At 63.9% G+C, this 15821-nt stretch carries 14 protein-coding genes; 9 read left to right on the top strand and 5 right to left on the bottom strand.

The annotated features are described in order from the left end of the window. Nucleotides 1–143 precede the first annotated feature (143 nt). The 4 genes from clpB (at nucleotide 144) to CDV46_RS00540 (ending at nucleotide 5720) form a co-directional block, all read left to right on the top strand. Nucleotides 144–2771 (top strand): ATP-dependent chaperone ClpB, encoded by a 2628-nt coding sequence (clpB, locus tag CDV46_RS00555; RefSeq protein WP_058379023.1) that lies wholly within the window; start codon nucleotides 144–146, stop codon nucleotides 2769–2771. A gap of 414 nt (nucleotides 2772–3185) precedes the next feature. After that, entirely contained in the window at nucleotides 3186–3662 is a 477-nt protein-coding gene (locus CDV46_RS26980; protein ID WP_176398973.1) for a DUF2306 domain-containing protein, read from the top strand. Nucleotides 3663–3670: 8 nt separating this feature from the next. Beyond that, nucleotides 3671–4828, top strand: coding sequence for a sensor histidine kinase (locus CDV46_RS00545; RefSeq protein ID WP_176398972.1), 1158 nt, complete (start codon nucleotides 3671–3673; stop codon nucleotides 4826–4828). A 28-nt stretch (nucleotides 4829–4856) separates the two neighbouring features. Beyond that, complete coding sequence (locus tag CDV46_RS00540) at nucleotides 4857–5720, top strand: LytR/AlgR family response regulator transcription factor (RefSeq protein ID WP_087721494.1); 864 nt, start codon at nucleotides 4857–4859, stop codon at nucleotides 5718–5720. On the opposite strand, the gene CDV46_RS00535 is transcribed toward CDV46_RS00540, so the two are convergent. Continuing rightward, nucleotides 5683–6657 carry an AraC family transcriptional regulator gene (locus tag CDV46_RS00535; RefSeq protein WP_087688829.1) on the bottom strand — a complete coding sequence of 325 codons (975 nt, stop codon included), beginning with the start codon at nucleotides 6655–6657 and terminating at the stop codon, nucleotides 5683–5685. The genes CDV46_RS00540 and CDV46_RS00535 overlap by 38 nt on opposite strands. Nucleotides 6658–6904: 247 nt before the next feature. On the opposite strand from CDV46_RS00535, the gene rraA reads away from it, so the two are divergent. Continuing rightward, on the top strand, nucleotides 6905–7399 hold the full coding sequence (rraA, locus tag CDV46_RS00530) for a ribonuclease E activity regulator RraA (RefSeq protein ID WP_087688828.1): 495 nt from the start codon (nucleotides 6905–6907) through the stop codon (nucleotides 7397–7399). A gap of 56 nt (nucleotides 7400–7455) precedes the next feature. Beyond that, nucleotides 7456–7875: a gamma-glutamylcyclotransferase family protein gene (locus CDV46_RS00525; protein ID WP_087721553.1), complete on the top strand. Its 420-nt coding sequence runs from the start codon at nucleotides 7456–7458 to the stop codon at nucleotides 7873–7875. A gap of 44 nt (nucleotides 7876–7919) precedes the next feature. Here the strand turns inward: CDV46_RS00525 and CDV46_RS00520 are convergent, their stop codons facing one another. Together CDV46_RS00520 and CDV46_RS00515 are read right to left on the bottom strand one after the other, a co-directional pair. Next, nucleotides 7920–8753, bottom strand: coding sequence for a queuosine precursor transporter (locus CDV46_RS00520; RefSeq protein ID WP_254915884.1), 834 nt, complete (start codon nucleotides 8751–8753; stop codon nucleotides 7920–7922). Further along, nucleotides 8750–9667, bottom strand: coding sequence for an NADPH-dependent 7-cyano-7-deazaguanine reductase QueF (locus CDV46_RS00515; RefSeq protein WP_087721492.1), 918 nt, complete (start codon nucleotides 9665–9667; stop codon nucleotides 8750–8752). The genes CDV46_RS00520 and CDV46_RS00515 overlap by 4 nt, the downstream gene beginning before the upstream one ends. 184 nt (nucleotides 9668–9851) lie before the next feature. On the opposite strand from CDV46_RS00515, the gene CDV46_RS00510 reads away from it, so the two are divergent. The 3 genes from CDV46_RS00510 (at nucleotide 9852) to CDV46_RS00500 (ending at nucleotide 13983) form a co-directional block, all read left to right on the top strand. Beyond that, nucleotides 9852–10763: a DMT family transporter gene (locus CDV46_RS00510; RefSeq protein ID WP_087688825.1), complete on the top strand. Its 912-nt coding sequence runs from the start codon at nucleotides 9852–9854 to the stop codon at nucleotides 10761–10763. A 368-nt stretch (nucleotides 10764–11131) separates the two neighbouring features. Then, nucleotides 11132–12454, top strand: coding sequence for an isocitrate lyase (aceA, locus tag CDV46_RS00505; protein ID WP_058379015.1), 1323 nt, complete (start codon nucleotides 11132–11134; stop codon nucleotides 12452–12454). 269 nt (nucleotides 12455–12723) lie between these two features. Next, nucleotides 12724–13983, top strand: coding sequence for an FAD-dependent oxidoreductase (locus CDV46_RS00500; protein ID WP_087721491.1), 1260 nt, complete (start codon nucleotides 12724–12726; stop codon nucleotides 13981–13983). A gap of 50 nt (nucleotides 13984–14033) precedes the next feature. Here the strand turns inward: CDV46_RS00500 and CDV46_RS00495 are convergent, their stop codons facing one another. Continuing rightward, nucleotides 14034–14987 carry a quinone oxidoreductase family protein gene (locus CDV46_RS00495; RefSeq protein ID WP_087721490.1) on the bottom strand — a complete coding sequence of 318 codons (954 nt, stop codon included), beginning with the start codon at nucleotides 14985–14987 and terminating at the stop codon, nucleotides 14034–14036. Between the two features lie 53 nt (nucleotides 14988–15040). Beyond that, nucleotides 15041–15814 (bottom strand): SDR family NAD(P)-dependent oxidoreductase, encoded by a 774-nt coding sequence (locus CDV46_RS00490; RefSeq protein WP_087721489.1) that lies wholly within the window; start codon nucleotides 15812–15814, stop codon nucleotides 15041–15043. Nucleotides 15815–15821 lie beyond the last annotated feature (7 nt).

Raw genomic sequence — 15821 nt, 5'->3', positions numbered from 1 at the left:
TCGTTCGACTGCCGCATTCCACGGCTTCACCGGGCCACCCACAGGCCCTGCGCGAAATGTCAACCATTTGGCGCTAATGCCCTTGAAACCTTAGGGGATTGTCCGCACATCCGATCCAGAAAGTTTTCTTACCGGAGCACCCGATGCGACAAGACAAATTCACCACGCAGTTCCTGGAAGCGCTGGCTGATGCCCAAAGCATGGCAGTCGGTCGCGACCAGCAATATATCGAGCCGCTGCATCTGCTTGCCGCACTCATCGCACAACCCGAAGGCGCAGCACGTTCGCTGCTGCAACGCGCGGGCGTGCAGGTTCAACCGCTGGCTCACGACATCGAGACGGCCCTGTCGAAGCTGCCACAGGTGCAAGGCACCGATGGCAACGTGCAGGTCAGCCGCGAACTCGCGGGCCTGCTGAATCAGGCCGACAAAGAAGCGCAAAAGCACGGCGACAGCTATATCGCCAGCGAAATGTTCCTGCTGGCACTGGCTGACGACAAGGGCGATACGGGCAAGCTGGCCCGCGCCCGTGGCCTCACGCGTAAAGCGCTGGAAGCCGCCATCGTCGGCGTGCGCGGCGGCGAGTCCGTCAACAGTCAGGACGCCGAGAGCCAACGCGAAGCCCTCAAGAAATACACGCTCGATCTGACCGAACGCGCCGCGCTCGGCAAGCTCGATCCCGTGATCGGCCGTGACGACGAAATCCGTCGCACGATTCAGATTCTGCAACGCCGCACGAAGAACAACCCGGTGCTGATCGGCGAACCGGGCGTGGGCAAGACCGCCATTGTGGAAGGCCTTGCGCAGCGTATCGTCAACGGCGAAGTGCCGGAGTCGCTCAAGAACAAGCGCGTGCTCGCACTCGACATGGCGGGGCTGCTCGCCGGTGCGAAATTCCGTGGCGAATTCGAAGAGCGTCTGAAGAGCGTGCTCAACGACATCGCCAAGGACGAGGGCCGTACGATCCTGTTCATCGACGAGATTCATACGATGGTCGGGGCCGGCAAGGCCGAAGGGGCGATGGATGCGGGCAACATGCTCAAGCCGGCGCTCGCGCGCGGTGAGCTGCATTGCATCGGCGCGACCACGCTCGACGAATATCGCAAATACATCGAGAAGGACGCTGCGCTGGAGCGCCGCTTCCAGAAGGTACTCGTCGAAGAGCCGAGCGTCGAGGCGACCATCGCCATCCTGCGTGGCTTGCAGGAAAAGTACGAACTGCACCACGGTGTGGAGATCACCGACCCGGCGATTGTGGCGGCGGCTGAACTGAGCCAGCGCTACATCACCGACCGGTTCCTGCCGGACAAGGCCATCGACCTGATCGATGAGGCCGCGTCGAAGATCAAGATGGAAATCGACTCGAAGCCGGAAGTGATGGACAAGCTCGACCGTCGTCTGATCCAGTTGAAGATCGAACGCGAAGCCATCAAGAAGGAAACCGACGAAGCGTCGCAGAAGCGTCTGGCGCTCATCGAGGAAGAGATCTCGCGTCTGGAGCGTGAGTACGCCGACCTTGAAGAAATCTGGACCGCCGAGAAAGCGGCCGTGCAGGGCAGCGCGCAGGTCAAGGAAGAGATCGACCGCGTGCGTGCCGAGCTGGCCAAGCTGCAACGCGAAGGCAAGCTCGACAAGGTGGCCGAACTGCAATACGGCAAGCTGCCGCAACTCGAAGCGCAGTTGAAGGATGCGGCTGCCGCCGAAGCGGCTGGCCAGCAAGCGCACCCGCGTCTGCTGCGTACGCAGGTGGGCACGGAAGAAATCGCTGAAGTCATTTCACGAGCCACCGGCATTCCGGTCTCGAAGATGATGCAGGGCGAGCGCGAGAAGCTGCTCAACATGGAAGGCAAGTTGCACGAGCGCGTGGTGGGGCAGGACGAGGCGATTACCGCCGTGGCCGACGCCATCCGCCGTTCGCGTGCGGGGTTGTCGGATCCGGATCGTCCGTACGGGTCGTTCCTGTTCCTCGGCCCGACGGGCGTGGGCAAGACCGAGCTGTGCAAGGCGCTGGCGATGTTCCTGTTCGACTCGGAAGATCACCTGATCCGCATCGACATGAGCGAGTTCATGGAGAAGCACAGCGTCGCCCGCCTGATCGGCGCGCCGCCGGGCTACGTGGGTTATGAGGAAGGCGGTTATCTGACCGAAGCCGTGCGTCGCAAGCCGTACAGCGTGATCCTGCTCGACGAAGTCGAGAAGGCGCACCCGGACGTCTTCAACGTGCTGCTGCAAGTGTTGGACGACGGTCGCATGACCGACGGTCAGGGTCGCACGGTGGACTTCAAGAACACCGTGATCGTGATGACGTCGAACCTTGGGTCGTCGATGATTCAGTCGATGGTCGGCGAGCCGCAGGAGCGTATCAAGGACGCGGTGTGGCTGGAGATCAAGGAGCACTTCCGTCCCGAGTTCCTGAACCGGATCGACGAAGTCGTGGTGTTCCATGGTCTGGATCAGAAGCACATCGAGTCGATTGCGACGATTCAGATCGAGATCCTGCGCAAGCGTCTGGCCAAGCTCGACATGGCACTCGAAGTCAGCAAGGCCGCGTTGATGCACGTGGCGCGCGAGGGCTTCGACCCGGTGTTCGGGGCACGTCCGCTCAAGCGGGCGATCCAGCAGGAGATCGAGAATCCGGTCGCCAAGCTGGTGCTGGCCGGCAAGTTCGGTCCGAAGGACACCATCCCGGTCGACTGGCGCAATGGGCGGTTCACCTTCGACGGCGACACGGCCGCGCAGGTGAGCAAGGAAACAGAAGCCGCGGCGGAGTAAGCCGAGGGCTTCGCGGGGAGGTTACGGCCTCCCCGGCAGGTAGCAGAGCGCGGCTTCGGCCGCGCTTTTTTTTCGTCTTTCGACGCCGTAACACGCCGAAAGGCCAGCCGGAGCGCCTCGGCACGGGGAACGCTCGCGCGTGGCATCGTCGTGTCACAATCGTCGGCGAGAATGCGCGACCGGGCAGGCGGCACGCAGGTCGATGCGCTGACACCGCGCGACTTGGCCGGCATCGAGGTGGCGCCTGCGGGCCTGCATCCAGTCAGCCAGTCAGCCAGTCAGCGAAGGCGCGTGAGATTCGCGCTGACGGATCACCGTTCGCGACACTGGGCGAGTCCTTCGTCGCATGGCGGGTGCGCCACCGGCAACAAATTCCTATCGTCGGGTCATGAGCTATCACGACGAGAGGAAGCGATGACAACGATTGTGGCAATTCACCTGGCGGCGGCCATTGCGGCGGTCATGCTGGGCATCACGATTCTGATGGCGCGGCGGGGCACTCCGCGTCATCGCTGGCTGGGCAGGACGTGGGCGATGACGATGGCGGTCGCGGCGCTGTCTAGCTTTGGCATCCGGGAGTTGAACCCGGGGCATTTCTCGTGGCTGCACGCGCTGGCGGCATGGGTACTGGTGAGTCTGGTACTGGCCATTGCCGCGATCCGGCGCGGCAACGTGGTGACGCATCGGCGCAGCATGCTTGGGCTATACACCGGGTTGATCGTCGCGGGTGTTGCGGCGGTGGCGGTGCCGGGCCGGATGCTCAACGAGACGCTCGCCCGGTGGGGGCACGAGGTCATGACGGCCGCGACGGTGTCGACGAGCGTATCGACGGTATCGACGGTATCGACGGCATCGGCGACGGGCATGGCAGGCGGGGAGGGCACACGATAATGACAACGATGATGAGACAACCGCAACCCGTCGAGACCCCGCAGCCGGCCCCCGTCAAACCGACGCGCGGTCTCTGGCCGACGTTTTTTCGCGAACTCGTGGGTGTGCTGCTCTTCAACACGGCGATCGCCCTGATACTCAAGCTGATCGGTTTCGGCGGCACGTTGTGGCAGAACTTCGTTTTCAGCCAGTGCATCGGCATCACCATCACCGTGCTGATCGATGGCGGACGCCGGGCGATCTGGCGCAATGGCGAGCCGCCTATCATCCCGTTTCTGTTGTTGGTAGCGTTCGGTTGTTCGGCGGGCCTTGTCGGCGGGATCACGCTGGGCACGGTACTGCTCGGGCTGCCGCTCACGTTGTGGCGTCCGCTCAATGGCCACACCACGCCGATCGTGCTGCTGATTGCGTTGCTGGCCACGGGCGTAGGGACGTATCACGGTTGGTCGCGGGCGCGGATGGCGCAGTTGAAGGCGGCGGCAGCGCAGCAGGCCTTGCGAGAATCGGCCGCTGAAAAGCAGTTGGTGCGCGCCCAGTTGCAGACCTTGCAGGCACAGCTTGAACCGCACTTTCTGTTCAACGTGCTCGCGAATCTCGACTCGTTGATCGCCAGCGATCCCGCGCGTGCCCGTGTATTGCTGGGTCATATGAACCGGTTCTTGCGCGCATCGCTGGCAGCCACACGCGCCGAGACCATCTCGCTGGCCGACGAGTTTGCGTTGCTCGACGCGTTGCTGGCGATCCAGCAAGTGCGCTTTGGCGAGCGCCTGCACTACACGCTCGATCTGCCGGACGATTGCCGGGCGCGACGGGTGCCGCCGATGCTGGTGCAGCCGCTCGTCGAGAATGCGATCAAGCACGGTATCGAGCGCCAGAGCCGCGGCGGCACGGTACGGGTGAGTGCGTATGGTGAAGTCGATGAAACAGGGACACCGTTTGTCGTGTTGCAGGTAAGCGATGACGGCGCGGGGTTTTCCACGACACCGGCCCCTTCAATGCCACACGATGCGCCGGGTCACGGCATCGGTCTGACGAATATTCGAGAGCGCCTGCGCGTGCTCTACGGCGACGCCGCGCGTCTCACCCTTGCCGAGGGTGTGCCGCAAGGTGTGGTCGCAACGTTGCGCTTGCCCGTGGATGCGCCCGGGCAGACGGCAGCGGCATAGGTTTCTAGTTCCGCAGAGAGTGGAGTGCATGACATCCCCCGTCGCCCTGATTGCCGAAGACGAACCGTTACTCGCCGATGCCCTGCGTGCCATGCTCGCGCAGGCATGGCCCGATCTGCACGTGTTGCCGGTGGCGCCTGACGGCACGGCGGCGATTGCGGCCATCGCGCAAGAGCAGCCGGACGTGGTGTTTCTCGACATCGCGATGCCCGGCGCGACCGGGCTCGATGTGGCGCGTGCCTGTGCCCGGCTGACGCGCGCGCCGCAGATCGTGTTCGTCACGGCGTTCGACCGGTTCGCCCTCGACGCTTTCGACGCGGCGGCCATCGACTATCTGCTCAAACCCGTGGAGCCCGATCGCCTCGCGCGCACCGTCGCACGGCTGCGCGAACGGCTGGCCGCGCCGAAGCACGACACGCTCTCGCAGTTGCTCGCGACGCTGCGCACGCATCTGGAAGATGAGGCGGCCCCGGGCGGTGCGGTGAATGGCACGAACGGGGCACATGGGGCAAATGGGGCAAGCGGTTCGAAAAGCGTGACGGTGGCCTCAGCCCCGGCGGCGGGTGAATATCTGCGGTTCGTGCGGGCATCGGTGGGCGACGAGATCCGCATCGTGCCGGTGGAGGAAGTGTGCTTCTTCGAAGCCGCCGACAAGTACGTCGTGGTCGCCACTGTCGATGGCGATCTGCTGATTCGCACGAGCCTGCGCGAGTTACTGCCGCAACTCGACCCGTCGCGCTTCTGGCAGGTGCATCGCAGCACCGTCGTCAATGTGGCCGAAGTGGTGAGCGCACAGCACACGCCGCTTGGGCGCCTGACGTTGAAGCTCAAGCGCCGCAAAGACCGCGTCGCCGTCAGTCGTCAGTACGCGCACTTGTTCCGGCAGATGTAGCCTCCGGGGTGGTGGCGAAGAACTCGCTCGGCGTGCGCCCGAACGTGCGCTTGAACATCGCCGAGAACGCGCTCTGACTGCGATAGCCCAACTCGCGAGCGATGCGAGCGAGCGGGTAACCCTTCGAGGCCAGCGGAATGGCTTGCGCAAGGATCACCTGCTGCCGCCACTGCACGAAACTCATGTTCAGCTCCTGCCGGAACAGGCGTCCGATCGTGCGCGGGCTCGCGCCTGCGTAGCGCGCCCATTGGTCGAGCGTCCACGCCCGGGCAGGGTCGGCCAGCATGGCGTTGCATAACGTCAGCAGGCGTTTGTCGCGAGGCAGGGGCACTTCCAGCGGCAGCGGCGACGCGCGGCGCAGTTCATCCAGAATCAAGCCGCCGAGCAGTTGCTCGCGTGGCGCATCCAGTTCGTCTTCCGGTACGTCGATGGCGGCGATCAGCTCGCGCAGCAGCGGTGAGACTTCCACGACCCGGCAGTGATCCAGCCCGGACGGGATGAAGTCACGATGCACGTAGAGCGTGCGCAAGTACGACGGCTCATTGACCTGCAAGCTGTGCTCGACATCGGGCGGAATCCAGATCGCGCGCGAGGGCGGCACAATCCATGCGGCATCGGACACCGCAATCTGGATCACGCCGCGCGGCGTGTACGCCACCTGTGCCCACGCGTGCCGGTGGTCGGGTACACGAATCGTGTCGAGAATCGGCCGCGCCCGTAACCGCACGGGCCGTTCAGGCGTCGGAGAGAACTCCGGGGGGACGACGTGCTTTGCCGGGGGCGTGGGCGCCGCTGGTTCGACAGGGATATCGGCACCTTCCGCCGGAGTTGCGCGCGCGTTCACCGCTGCCGGTTCGGCGGCGGTCGTTGACGACGCAGCATCGGGCGGGGCAGGCAGATCAGAAAGTCCGGACGGGAAGCGCAAGGAGCTAGGCATGGCGTAAGCGCGACAATTCGTGTCCCATAAGTGTAATTCAGCCGTGTCCGCGTGTCGGCTGGCGCAATGTCGAGGTTAACCACGAGTGCGCAGCGCGTGCGGACCCGACGCATTGGCTTTCCCGCCGGGCGAGGCGCTATGATCGATGTCAGCGTGCGGCGCGGCCTGCGGCCTCATCCCACCAGAATGCATGACGCGGCACCGGATACCGCCGCCTCAACAAGCCAATTCGAATCGGAACCTTGCCATGAAATTCGCCACCTGTGATTTGTGTGATGCCCATGAAGACGCACTGGCCGACGGCCGCCTGCGTGTGTTGCAACCCGGCTTTCTGTTGCTCGGACAGGCCCGTCGTTTTGCCGGCCCGGCGGCGACGCTCAAAGTCTTTGAAGACAACTCGCGGGTACGTACTGCACTTGAGACGCCGGGCGAGGGCCGGGTGCTGGTCGTGGATGGTGGCGGGTCGGTGCGCTGTGCACTGGTGGGCGGCAACCTCGCGCAACTCGGCGAGAAGAACGGCTGGGCGGGCATCGTGGTGAATGGAGCGGTGCGCGACACCGAGGAACTGGAAGTGTGCGAGATCGGCATTCGGGCGCTCGCCACGAACCCGCGCAAGAGCGTAAAGCTCGGCGCCGGGCAGACCGATCTGATTGTGGATATCGCCGGGGAGCTGGTGCGTCCGGGCGAATGGATCTACAGCGACATCGACGGCATTCTCGTTTCGACGGAGCCGTTGGTATGACAAATCAAGTCATCAGTGCGGCAACCGGCGCAGCGACTGGCAACGGGGAAGACGCGGTGGTTCACGTCTTCGTCTACGGCACGCTGCGCGCGGGCGAGATCAACGACATGATGCGTGCGGCGGCGCGTCATCATCTGCCCGCGCCCACGTATGTGGGAACGTCGACCTTGGGCGGGCGCCTTTACGACTTTGGCCGTTACCCGGGCATGGTGTTATCAACGCAAGCCAATGAGCGCACGGTCGGCGACATCTATCGCATTCCAGCGGCGCTGGTAGCCGTGCTCGACGAGATCGAGGCCGTCTATCCGGGCGAAGCGGGGTTGTTCGTGCGGGAATTGCACGACGTGGCCCACGACGGCGCCACGTACACGTGCATCGTCTACCCGGTCAATGAAGCGACCGTGGCAGGTCTGCCGCACATCGCCGGCGGCGATTGGGTCGACTATCGGAAGACGCGGGAAGTCAGCGCGGTGTGACATGGCGCGACACGATGCGCTGCGATGTGACGCGGCGCATCGTTTCACTCGCCGCGCCCTCGAAACGCAAACGGGTTGAGCGACGTGCCGACATCGTAATGATCGATGCCGTCCAGTCGCTTGAGCAGACGAGCGAGTCCGACAGTGAGCGGCAGCACCAGCCACTGCAACGCACACTTGAAGACGAATTCGAGTCCGATCATGCGTGCCATCGCATCGGCATCGAGCACGTAGGCAAACGCAATCACGACAAACACGAGCGTATCGAGCAGAGCCGCCAACGCGCTGCCCGCCATGATGCGCAAGCCCGCCCAACGGCCGTGCATGGCCACCTTCATGCGCGCGAGCGTTGCCGCATTGGCGAACTCTCCGACAAAGCACGCCGATACCGACGCCACAAACATATGTGTGATGGCTTCGAACCAGTGACGCTGCACGTCATCGGTGAAACCGGTTTGCGCGGCCCATGCCGGCTGTGTGGGTAGCAACGCCATCAGCCAGAGAAAGCCGATGAGGATGAGGTTGGCGGCGAGCCCGCTCCAGATCACCACGCGGCTGATGCGGTAGCCGTACACCTCGGTCAGCACCGACGCGAACAGATAGGCGAACGGAAAGCTGATGATCGCTGCCGAAAACGTCAGCCGCAGCGGCTCACCGGAGAACGGCCACGGCAGCACGATCTCGCATACACGCGCCCCGAGCGCATTCGATATCAGCAGAAAGCTCACGAATGCAATGGCGAGGCAGATGACGGCCGGGGTAATGCGTGTGGCTTGCTTTTGGTGGGCAGGCGGGCACGTCGATGCCTGGGATGCCGGAGACGCTGGAGACGGCGGGTTCACCGTAGACGATTCGGAATGTGAAGACGAGGCGGTCATTGGCGTACGGTGCGGACGTTGCGAATGGAGATGGCGTGCGTCGAGCGCACCGGATTGATATCGAGGCCGTGACGCCGCGTAAAGCGTGCGCCGACCGTCAGGCGCGTGGGCGCACATTGGGCGAGCAAGTCGATAAAGACGGTTTCCACGCATTGTTCGTGAAACATCTCGCTGTCTCTGAACGAGAGTACATAGGCGAGCAAGGTTTGCCGACAAATGCGTGCGCCGGTGTAGTCGATCCATAGGGTACCGAGGTCGATGCCACCGGTCAGCGGACAGCGTGAACTGAGCAGGTCCGAGCTGAGGCGTTCGTGAAACAGCGTCGCCAGCCCCGGATCAGCGTTTCCCGCGTTGCCGCCGTTTCCAGCAATTCCAGCGCCTCCAGCGTCATGAACGATTCGCAGCAGGCTGGCCTGTACGCCACCGCGCACGACGCCGACGGGCTCGGTATCAAGACTCACAGCGTCAGGCTCGCCACCGCAAGTGGCACGAACCGCCTGCCGGACCGGCGTCGCGCGCACAAGCACATAAGACTTCAGGCAATGGGTGAGCGCCCCCGCGACGTGGGCTTCGAGCGCTTGTGCCGATTCGAACCGAAGTTCACGAAGCGTCGAAAGGTACCGCCTCGCGTCCGACATTTCCAGCGTGAACGGCGAATCGCAGGGAATGACAATTTCCAGCACCGCAATTTGCGGGCGCTCATGCATGTCGAGCCAGGCGACCTCGTAGTCGTTCCAGAGATCGTAGCCGCGCATGCCGATCCCACGAGCGGCAGCGTCAGGCGCCCCGCGCAGGCGGGCACGCGGCAGCGGACGAGGAAACACCGTCGCCGGGGCATCTGGGCTCACGTGCTCGCCCCCATGCGTGGCATGCACGTTGACCGCGCTGGCGGCACCGGAATCGTTGCGTGACATAGGCTGGGGTTCCTCCGAAAGTTTGACCGTCGAACTTAACGCGCGTGTCCGGTGCGTTCAATGCGTCGAATCTGAAATGTGCCGACGCCGCCATGTCCGATTATGACCAGCGCAACGCGGGCGGTTGTGGGAGCATGCACGCATTCCGGTAGACATATGCGGCCTTTGCGCCGTCTCCCACACCATGCGATCGTCCGACATTGCCCGTTTGCTGACGCTCTCCGCCATCTGGGGCGCGAGTTTCCTCTTCATGCGTATCATCGTGCCCGCACTGGGGCCGTTGCCGACGGCCTTCTTCCGCGTCGCACTCGGCGCGCTGGGGCTGGCCGTCATCCTGCTTGTGCTGCGCGTCCGTTGGCAGTTCAAAGGGTTGTTAGGCGCGTCGATGGTGCTCGGCGTGATCAATTCCGGCATTCCCTTCGTCATGTACTGTCTGGCCGCGCGTGTGTTGCCCGCCGGCTACTCGTCCATCCTCAACGCCACCACGCCGCTGATGGGGGTGCTGATCGGCGTGGTGTTCTTCCGTGAGCGTCTGACCGGTGCCAAGGGCCTTGGTGTGCTGCTGGGGCTGATCGGTGTGGCGGTGCTGACCCGCACCGGCCCCGTGGCGATGTCTGGGCCCGTCGTGATGGGGGCGCTCGCGTGTCTCGTGGCGACGTCTTGCTACGGCCTTGCGGGATATCTCACCAAGCGCTGGATTAGCGACCGCGGCGGTCTCGACGCCAAGCTCGTGGCTTTCGGCAGCCAGTTGGGGGCGGCGCTCGTGCTGCTGCCGTTCTTCGCTTATGTATCGACCACGACCGGCATGCCGGGCCCTGCCACGGGCGGCGTATGGGCGGCCATGGCGGCGCTCGGCTTCGTATGCAGCGCGCTGGCCTATATGTTGTTCTTCCGCCTGATCGCCGATCTCGGTCCGCTGCGCTCGCTCACCGTCACGTTCCTCATTCCGCCGTTCGGCGTGTTGTGGGGCGCCTTGTTCCTGAACGAAGCGGTCACCTTCGCTCACCTTGTCGGCGGCTGCTTTATCGCCATGGCCGTGTGGCTCGTCTGCAAGCCGCCGAAGGCCGCCCCGGTCGCGAGTCGCGTGACCTCCTGACGCGGTACCCGAGGGAAGCAAGCAGGCCGGTAACTCGCGTTACCGGCCTTTTTTCATGATGTGGAATGGGGTTGCGGTGCGTAAAAATTTGCGCTGCTTGGCACAACATCATGATTTCAGGAAGGGAAACATCGTTTCACATCGCAAAAATATTTTGTTATCTATTTGATTTTTATAAGAAAAAAATATGCGATAGGCACGACATTCGTTCTGTTGCGATGCGTGAAGAATCCCTAAACTCTTATACAAGACCTGCCGATTCGGAGACACAAAAAGCGGTCAACTGCCAAGGGCAGCGACCGGACGGAATCAGGGCAGCAAAGAGATACCCCTCTTTTATTTGTATCGAGAAACCAGGAGAGATCACCATGACGACGCGTCAAGAACAAGTGAAGCAACTCGAGCAGGACTGGGCGAACAATCCGCGCTGGGCAGGCATCAAGCGTGGCTACTCGGCGGAAGACGTCGTGCGTCTGCGTGGTTCGATCCAGCCGGAACAAACGTTGGCCCGTCGCGGCGCCGAGCGTCTGTGGAATCAGATCAACGAGCAGCCGTTCGTGAACGCGCTTGGCGCGCTCACCGGCAATCAGGCCATGCAGCAGGTCAAGGCCGGCCTCCAGGCGATCTACCTGTCGGGCTGGCAAGTCGCCGGCGACGCCAACCTCGCCGGTGAAATGTATCCTGACCAGTCGCTGTACCCGGCCAACTCGGTGCCGCAAGTCGTGCGCCGCATCAACAATACGTTCACGCGTGCCGACCAGATCCAATGGTCGGAAGGCAAGAACCCGGGCGACGAAGGCTACATCGACTACTTCGCCCCGATCGTGGCCGATGCCGAAGCCGGTTTCGGCGGCGTGCTCAACGCGTTCGAACTGATGAAGGCCATGGTCGAAGCCGGCGCGGCCGGCGTTCACTTCGAAGATCAGCTCGCCTCGGTCAAGAAGTGCGGCCACATGGGCGGCAAGGTGCTCGTGCCGACGCGTGAAGCCGTTGCCAAGCTGGTGGCGGCGCGTCTGGCGGCCGACGTGCTGGGCGTGCCGACGGTGCTCATCGCCCGTACCGATGCTGAAGCGGCCGACCTGATCACCGCCGACGTCGACCCGATCGATCAACCGTTCTGCACGGGCGAGCGCACGGTCGAGGGCTTCTACCGCACGCGTAACGGTCTCGATCAAGCCATCTCGCGCGGTCTGGCGTATGCCCCGTATGTCGATCTGGTGTGGTGCGAAACCGGCAAGCCGGATCTCGAGTTCGCCAAGCAGTTTGCCGAAGGTATTCACAAGCACTTCCCGGGCAAGATGCTTTCGTACAACTGCTCGCCGTCGTTCAACTGGAAGAAGAACCTCGACGACGCGACCATCGCCAAGTTCCAGAAGGAACTCGGTGCCATGGGTTACAAGTTCCAGTTCATCACGCTGGCCGGCTTCCACAGCCTGAACTACTCGATGTTCAATCTGGCCCACGGCTACGCCCGCCGTCAGATGAGCGCCTTCGTCGAGTTGCAGGAAGCCGAATTCGCCGCCGCCGACAAGGGCTTCACGGCGGTCAAGCATCAGCGTGAAGTGGGTACGGGCTACTTCGACGCCGTCACGCAGACCATCGAGCGCGACGCATCGACCACGGCCCTGAAGGGTTCGACGGAGGACGAACAGTTCTTCGACGAAAAGAAGGCGCAGGTCAAGGCAGCCTGACCAGGCTGAGGGAGGGCGCAGCGGCGCCTGCTAACGGTGATGCGTCGTGGGGGCACATCATCGTGAGCGGACTGCCGCCGCGCTTCGACCGCGCATCCCGGTCTATCCGGCCGGGGCGGCCCTGACGGCGTGTCCCGTCGTCGTCAGGGTTGCAGTGCACGCCGGACGAGAAGAGGCCCGTGAGCTTATCCCGCTCACGGGCCTTTTTTCATGGGGACGACGTCGATTCTTTGCTAAATTGCGCAGACACCTATGCAAACTGAGGCAGCATGTTCCCGACGTCTTCCCGGCAGAATTCCCCGGACACTTCCACGAGCCATTCCCTTCGCCATTCCCCTCGCAGTGCCCCGCAAAGTGCCCGGCGAATCGCCATCGTCGGCGCCGGCCCTGCGGGGCTGGTCGCCGCCCGCATTCTGCAATTGCGCGGATTCAATCCCGTCGTATTCGAAGCCGAGGCATCGACGTCTGCCCGCGATCAAGGGGGCACGCTCGATCTGCACGTCGAGACCGGGCAAAAAGCCCTCGAACTTGCCGGACTGCACGACACGTTCGTCAGTCACGCGCGCTATGACGATCAGGGCACCCGCATGCTCGACTATGCGAGCGCGCAGCCCTTGTTTGAGGATTCACCGCCGTCCGGCACCGGCGATCGTCCGGAAATCGACCGGCGTACGCTGCGTGACCTGCTACTGGCCTCCCTGTTGCCCGATACCGTGCGATGGGGGCACAAGCTGGTTGCTGTCGAACCGGTCGAACCGGTCGCGACGGCGGGGGCGGCAGAGGGTGAGCGCAACGCGCCCATCGGTCAGCACGTGCTGCGCTTTGCCAACGGCAAAGAGGAGACCTTCGATCTGGTCATCGGGGCCGATGGTGCGTGGTCGAAGATTCGCGCGAAGCTCTCGGACGTGGTGCCGGTGTACACCGGCGTGACCTTCGTCGAATGCTGGCTCGACGAGGTGGATACGCGCCATCCCGAGATCGCGGCGCTGGTGGGGCGCGGCACGATGTTCTCGCTGCACGGCAACATGGGGCTGATTGCCCAACGTAACGGCGGCGGGCACGTGCGGGTGTACGCGGCGTTCCGCCGCCCGGAAAACTGGGCCGACGCGCTCGGTGTGAATACGCAAGACCCCGCACAGATGCGCGCCGCGTTGCTGCAAGGTTTCGCGGGCTGGTCGCCGCGACTGCTGGCACTGATTTCGTCGTGTCTCGATGTCATCGTGACACGGCCGATCTACACGCTGCCGGGTGACTTCGGCTGGCGACAGGTGGCGGGACTGACGTTGCTCGGCGATGCCGCGCATCTGCTGCCCCCGGTTGGTTTCGGCGTGAATCTCGCGATGCTGGATGCCGCCGAACTTGCCACGGCACTTACGCTGGATGGCGACTGGACCGTACAAGTGGCACAAGCGGCAGCCGCCATGAAGCACCGGGCGAACGAGGCGGCGCCGGAGGGTTTTGCGACCTTCGAGGCCATGTTCTCGAAGGACTCGGCCGAGGCCTTCCTGCAAATCATGCAATCGCACTGAAGCGAGCCATCCGAGCGAGGGCATGCGGATGGCGTTGCACCTCGTTCGCCTCAAGGAATCAGCACCAGCGATCCTGCCTTTTGGCGTCGCGCGATGTCGGTGTGCGCCTGAGCCGCGTCCTTGAGCGCATAACGGGTCGCTGTGACGGCACTGAACACACCACGCCGGTAGGCATCGAATACGGCTTGCGTGGCCTCGCCGACGCGCCCTTGCAGGTGGTTCGCCATCGGGCCGCCGACCATGTGGATCCGGCGACGGGCAAGCTCAGCCTTGTCGAACTCGGGGGCACCGGAGGCGGCGCCGATCGTGACGATGGTCCCGCCGTCGCGTACCGCAGCAACGGTGGCTGCGAACGTCGCCTTGCCGACGAACTCGTAGACGACATCGACGCCGTGCGGTGCAACGCGTTTGACTTGCGCTGCCAGATCAGGGGCCCCCGAAGGCAGCGCGTGATCGATCGCCGAGGCGAGTGCGGCGAGTTTTTCCGGTGACCCGGCCGTGCCGATCACGATCGCGCCGCGCGCCTTGGCCCAGCGAGCCAGCAGATTGCCTACGCTGCTGGAGGCGCCCTGAATCAGCACGGTCTGCCCGGCCTGCAACGGGTAGTAGCCGTTCATTCCGGCCCAGGCGGTCAGCCCCTTGGTCAGCAAGGCGGCCACGATTTCGGCAGACAAGTCGTCCGGCACCGGCACCAGATGCTCGGCCGCGATCAGGCGCTGCTGCGTGTAACTTCCCGGTGCAAGGAAGTAGGCCATGCGCTGGCCCACCTCGATGCCGGTTACGCCCGCGCCTGTCGCCTCGACAATACCCACGCCTTCGACGCCCGGCACCGAGGGCAGGGGCACGGGGAAGATGCCTTGCCGGAACGCGGTGTCGATGAAATTGACGCCGATAGCCTCATGGCGCAGGCGCACTTCGCCGACGCTGGGCGTGCCGATGGCGTCGTCCTCGATCTGAAGGACTGAGGGATCGCCGTACTGATGGAAACGGAGGGTGGTGTTCATGATGCGTTGCCTTGAAAGTTTGAAAGTTTGAAAGATTGAAAGAATCGGGAGCGTCAGATGACGGACAGCAGGCCGCCGTCGACCAGCAGAGCAGTGCCGGTTACATAACTGGAAAGGTCGGAGCCCAGCCACGCCACGGCGTCGCCAATTTCTTCCGGTCGGCCCAGACGGCGCAGTGGCGTGCGCTGGCGAAAGCCCTCGGCTGCTTCGGCGATGCCGGGGCTGGTGCGCAGCAGATGCGTGTCGATGGTGCCGGGTGCGACCGCATTGACGCGGATACCGTCAGGGCCCAGCGCGTCGGCCATGGCCTTGGCCATTAGCACGACGCCGCCCTTGCTGGTGGAATAGGCGACCGTCATGCCGGCACCCGACAGGCCGCCCATGCTGGCCATCAGCACGATGCTGCCGCCTTGGCCCCGTGCCTTCATCTGGCGCGCGGCGGCTTGGGCGCTAAACAGTGTGCCGTCGAGATTGACCGCCATCAGGCGATGGAAGTCGTCCTCGGACACGTCCACGCCGTCGTGGCGCAGGGTGATGCCCGCATTCGCCACCATCACGTCGACGCCACCGAACGCCGCTGCGGCCTCGACCAGCGCATCGACCTGCTCGCGCTGGCTGACATCGGCCGCATGGAAACGAACCGGTACGCCCAACGCTTCGATCTCATGGGTGGTGGCCGTGCCGCCTTCGCGCGGGGTCTCGCTGATGTCGGACACGACGACTGCCTTCGCGCCGTGCCGGGCGGCATTGATAGCGATCGCACGACCGATGCCGCTGGCCGCGCCGGTGACGACGACGACCTTGTCTTGCAGGATATTGGTGTTCATGACGAGG

Source organism: Pandoraea sp. PE-S2T-3, assembly GCF_002179965.1.
Classification (GTDB): Bacteria; Pseudomonadota; Gammaproteobacteria; order Burkholderiales; family Burkholderiaceae; genus Pandoraea.
The sequence above is the reverse complement of the archived record's forward strand: the minus strand, read 5'-3'. Positions and strand labels throughout refer to the sequence as shown.

Excerpts from the sequence above, each read along its gene's own strand:
- CDV46_RS00535 (WP_087688829.1), bottom strand. The coding sequence starts at position 6,657 with ATGCCTAGCTCCTTGCGCTTCCCGTCCGGACTTTCTGATCTGCCTGCC.
- CDV46_RS00495 (WP_087721490.1), bottom strand. The coding sequence starts at position 14,987 with ATGAACACCACCCTCCGTTTCCATCAGTACGGCGATCCCTCAGTCCTT.
- CDV46_RS00545 (WP_176398972.1), top strand. The coding sequence starts at position 3,671 with ATGATGAGACAACCGCAACCCGTCGAGACCCCGCAGCCGGCCCCCGTC.
- aceA (WP_058379015.1), top strand. The coding sequence starts at position 11,132 with ATGACGACGCGTCAAGAACAAGTGAAGCAACTCGAGCAGGACTGGGCG.
- CDV46_RS00490 (WP_087721489.1), bottom strand. The coding sequence starts at position 15,814 with ATGAACACCAATATCCTGCAAGACAAGGTCGTCGTCGTCACCGGCGCG.
- clpB (WP_058379023.1), top strand. The coding sequence starts at position 144 with ATGCGACAAGACAAATTCACCACGCAGTTCCTGGAAGCGCTGGCTGAT.
- CDV46_RS00540 (WP_087721494.1), top strand. The coding sequence starts at position 4,857 with ATGACATCCCCCGTCGCCCTGATTGCCGAAGACGAACCGTTACTCGCC.
- CDV46_RS26980 (WP_176398973.1), top strand. The coding sequence starts at position 3,186 with ATGACAACGATTGTGGCAATTCACCTGGCGGCGGCCATTGCGGCGGTC.
- CDV46_RS00520 (WP_254915884.1), bottom strand. The coding sequence starts at position 8,753 with ATGACCGCCTCGTCTTCACATTCCGAATCGTCTACGGTGAACCCGCCG.
- CDV46_RS00515 (WP_087721492.1), bottom strand. The coding sequence starts at position 9,667 with ATGTCACGCAACGATTCCGGTGCCGCCAGCGCGGTCAACGTGCATGCC.
- rraA (WP_087688828.1), top strand. The coding sequence starts at position 6,905 with ATGAAATTCGCCACCTGTGATTTGTGTGATGCCCATGAAGACGCACTG.
- CDV46_RS00510 (WP_087688825.1), top strand. The coding sequence starts at position 9,852 with ATGCGATCGTCCGACATTGCCCGTTTGCTGACGCTCTCCGCCATCTGG.
- CDV46_RS00500 (WP_087721491.1), top strand. The coding sequence starts at position 12,724 with ATGTTCCCGACGTCTTCCCGGCAGAATTCCCCGGACACTTCCACGAGC.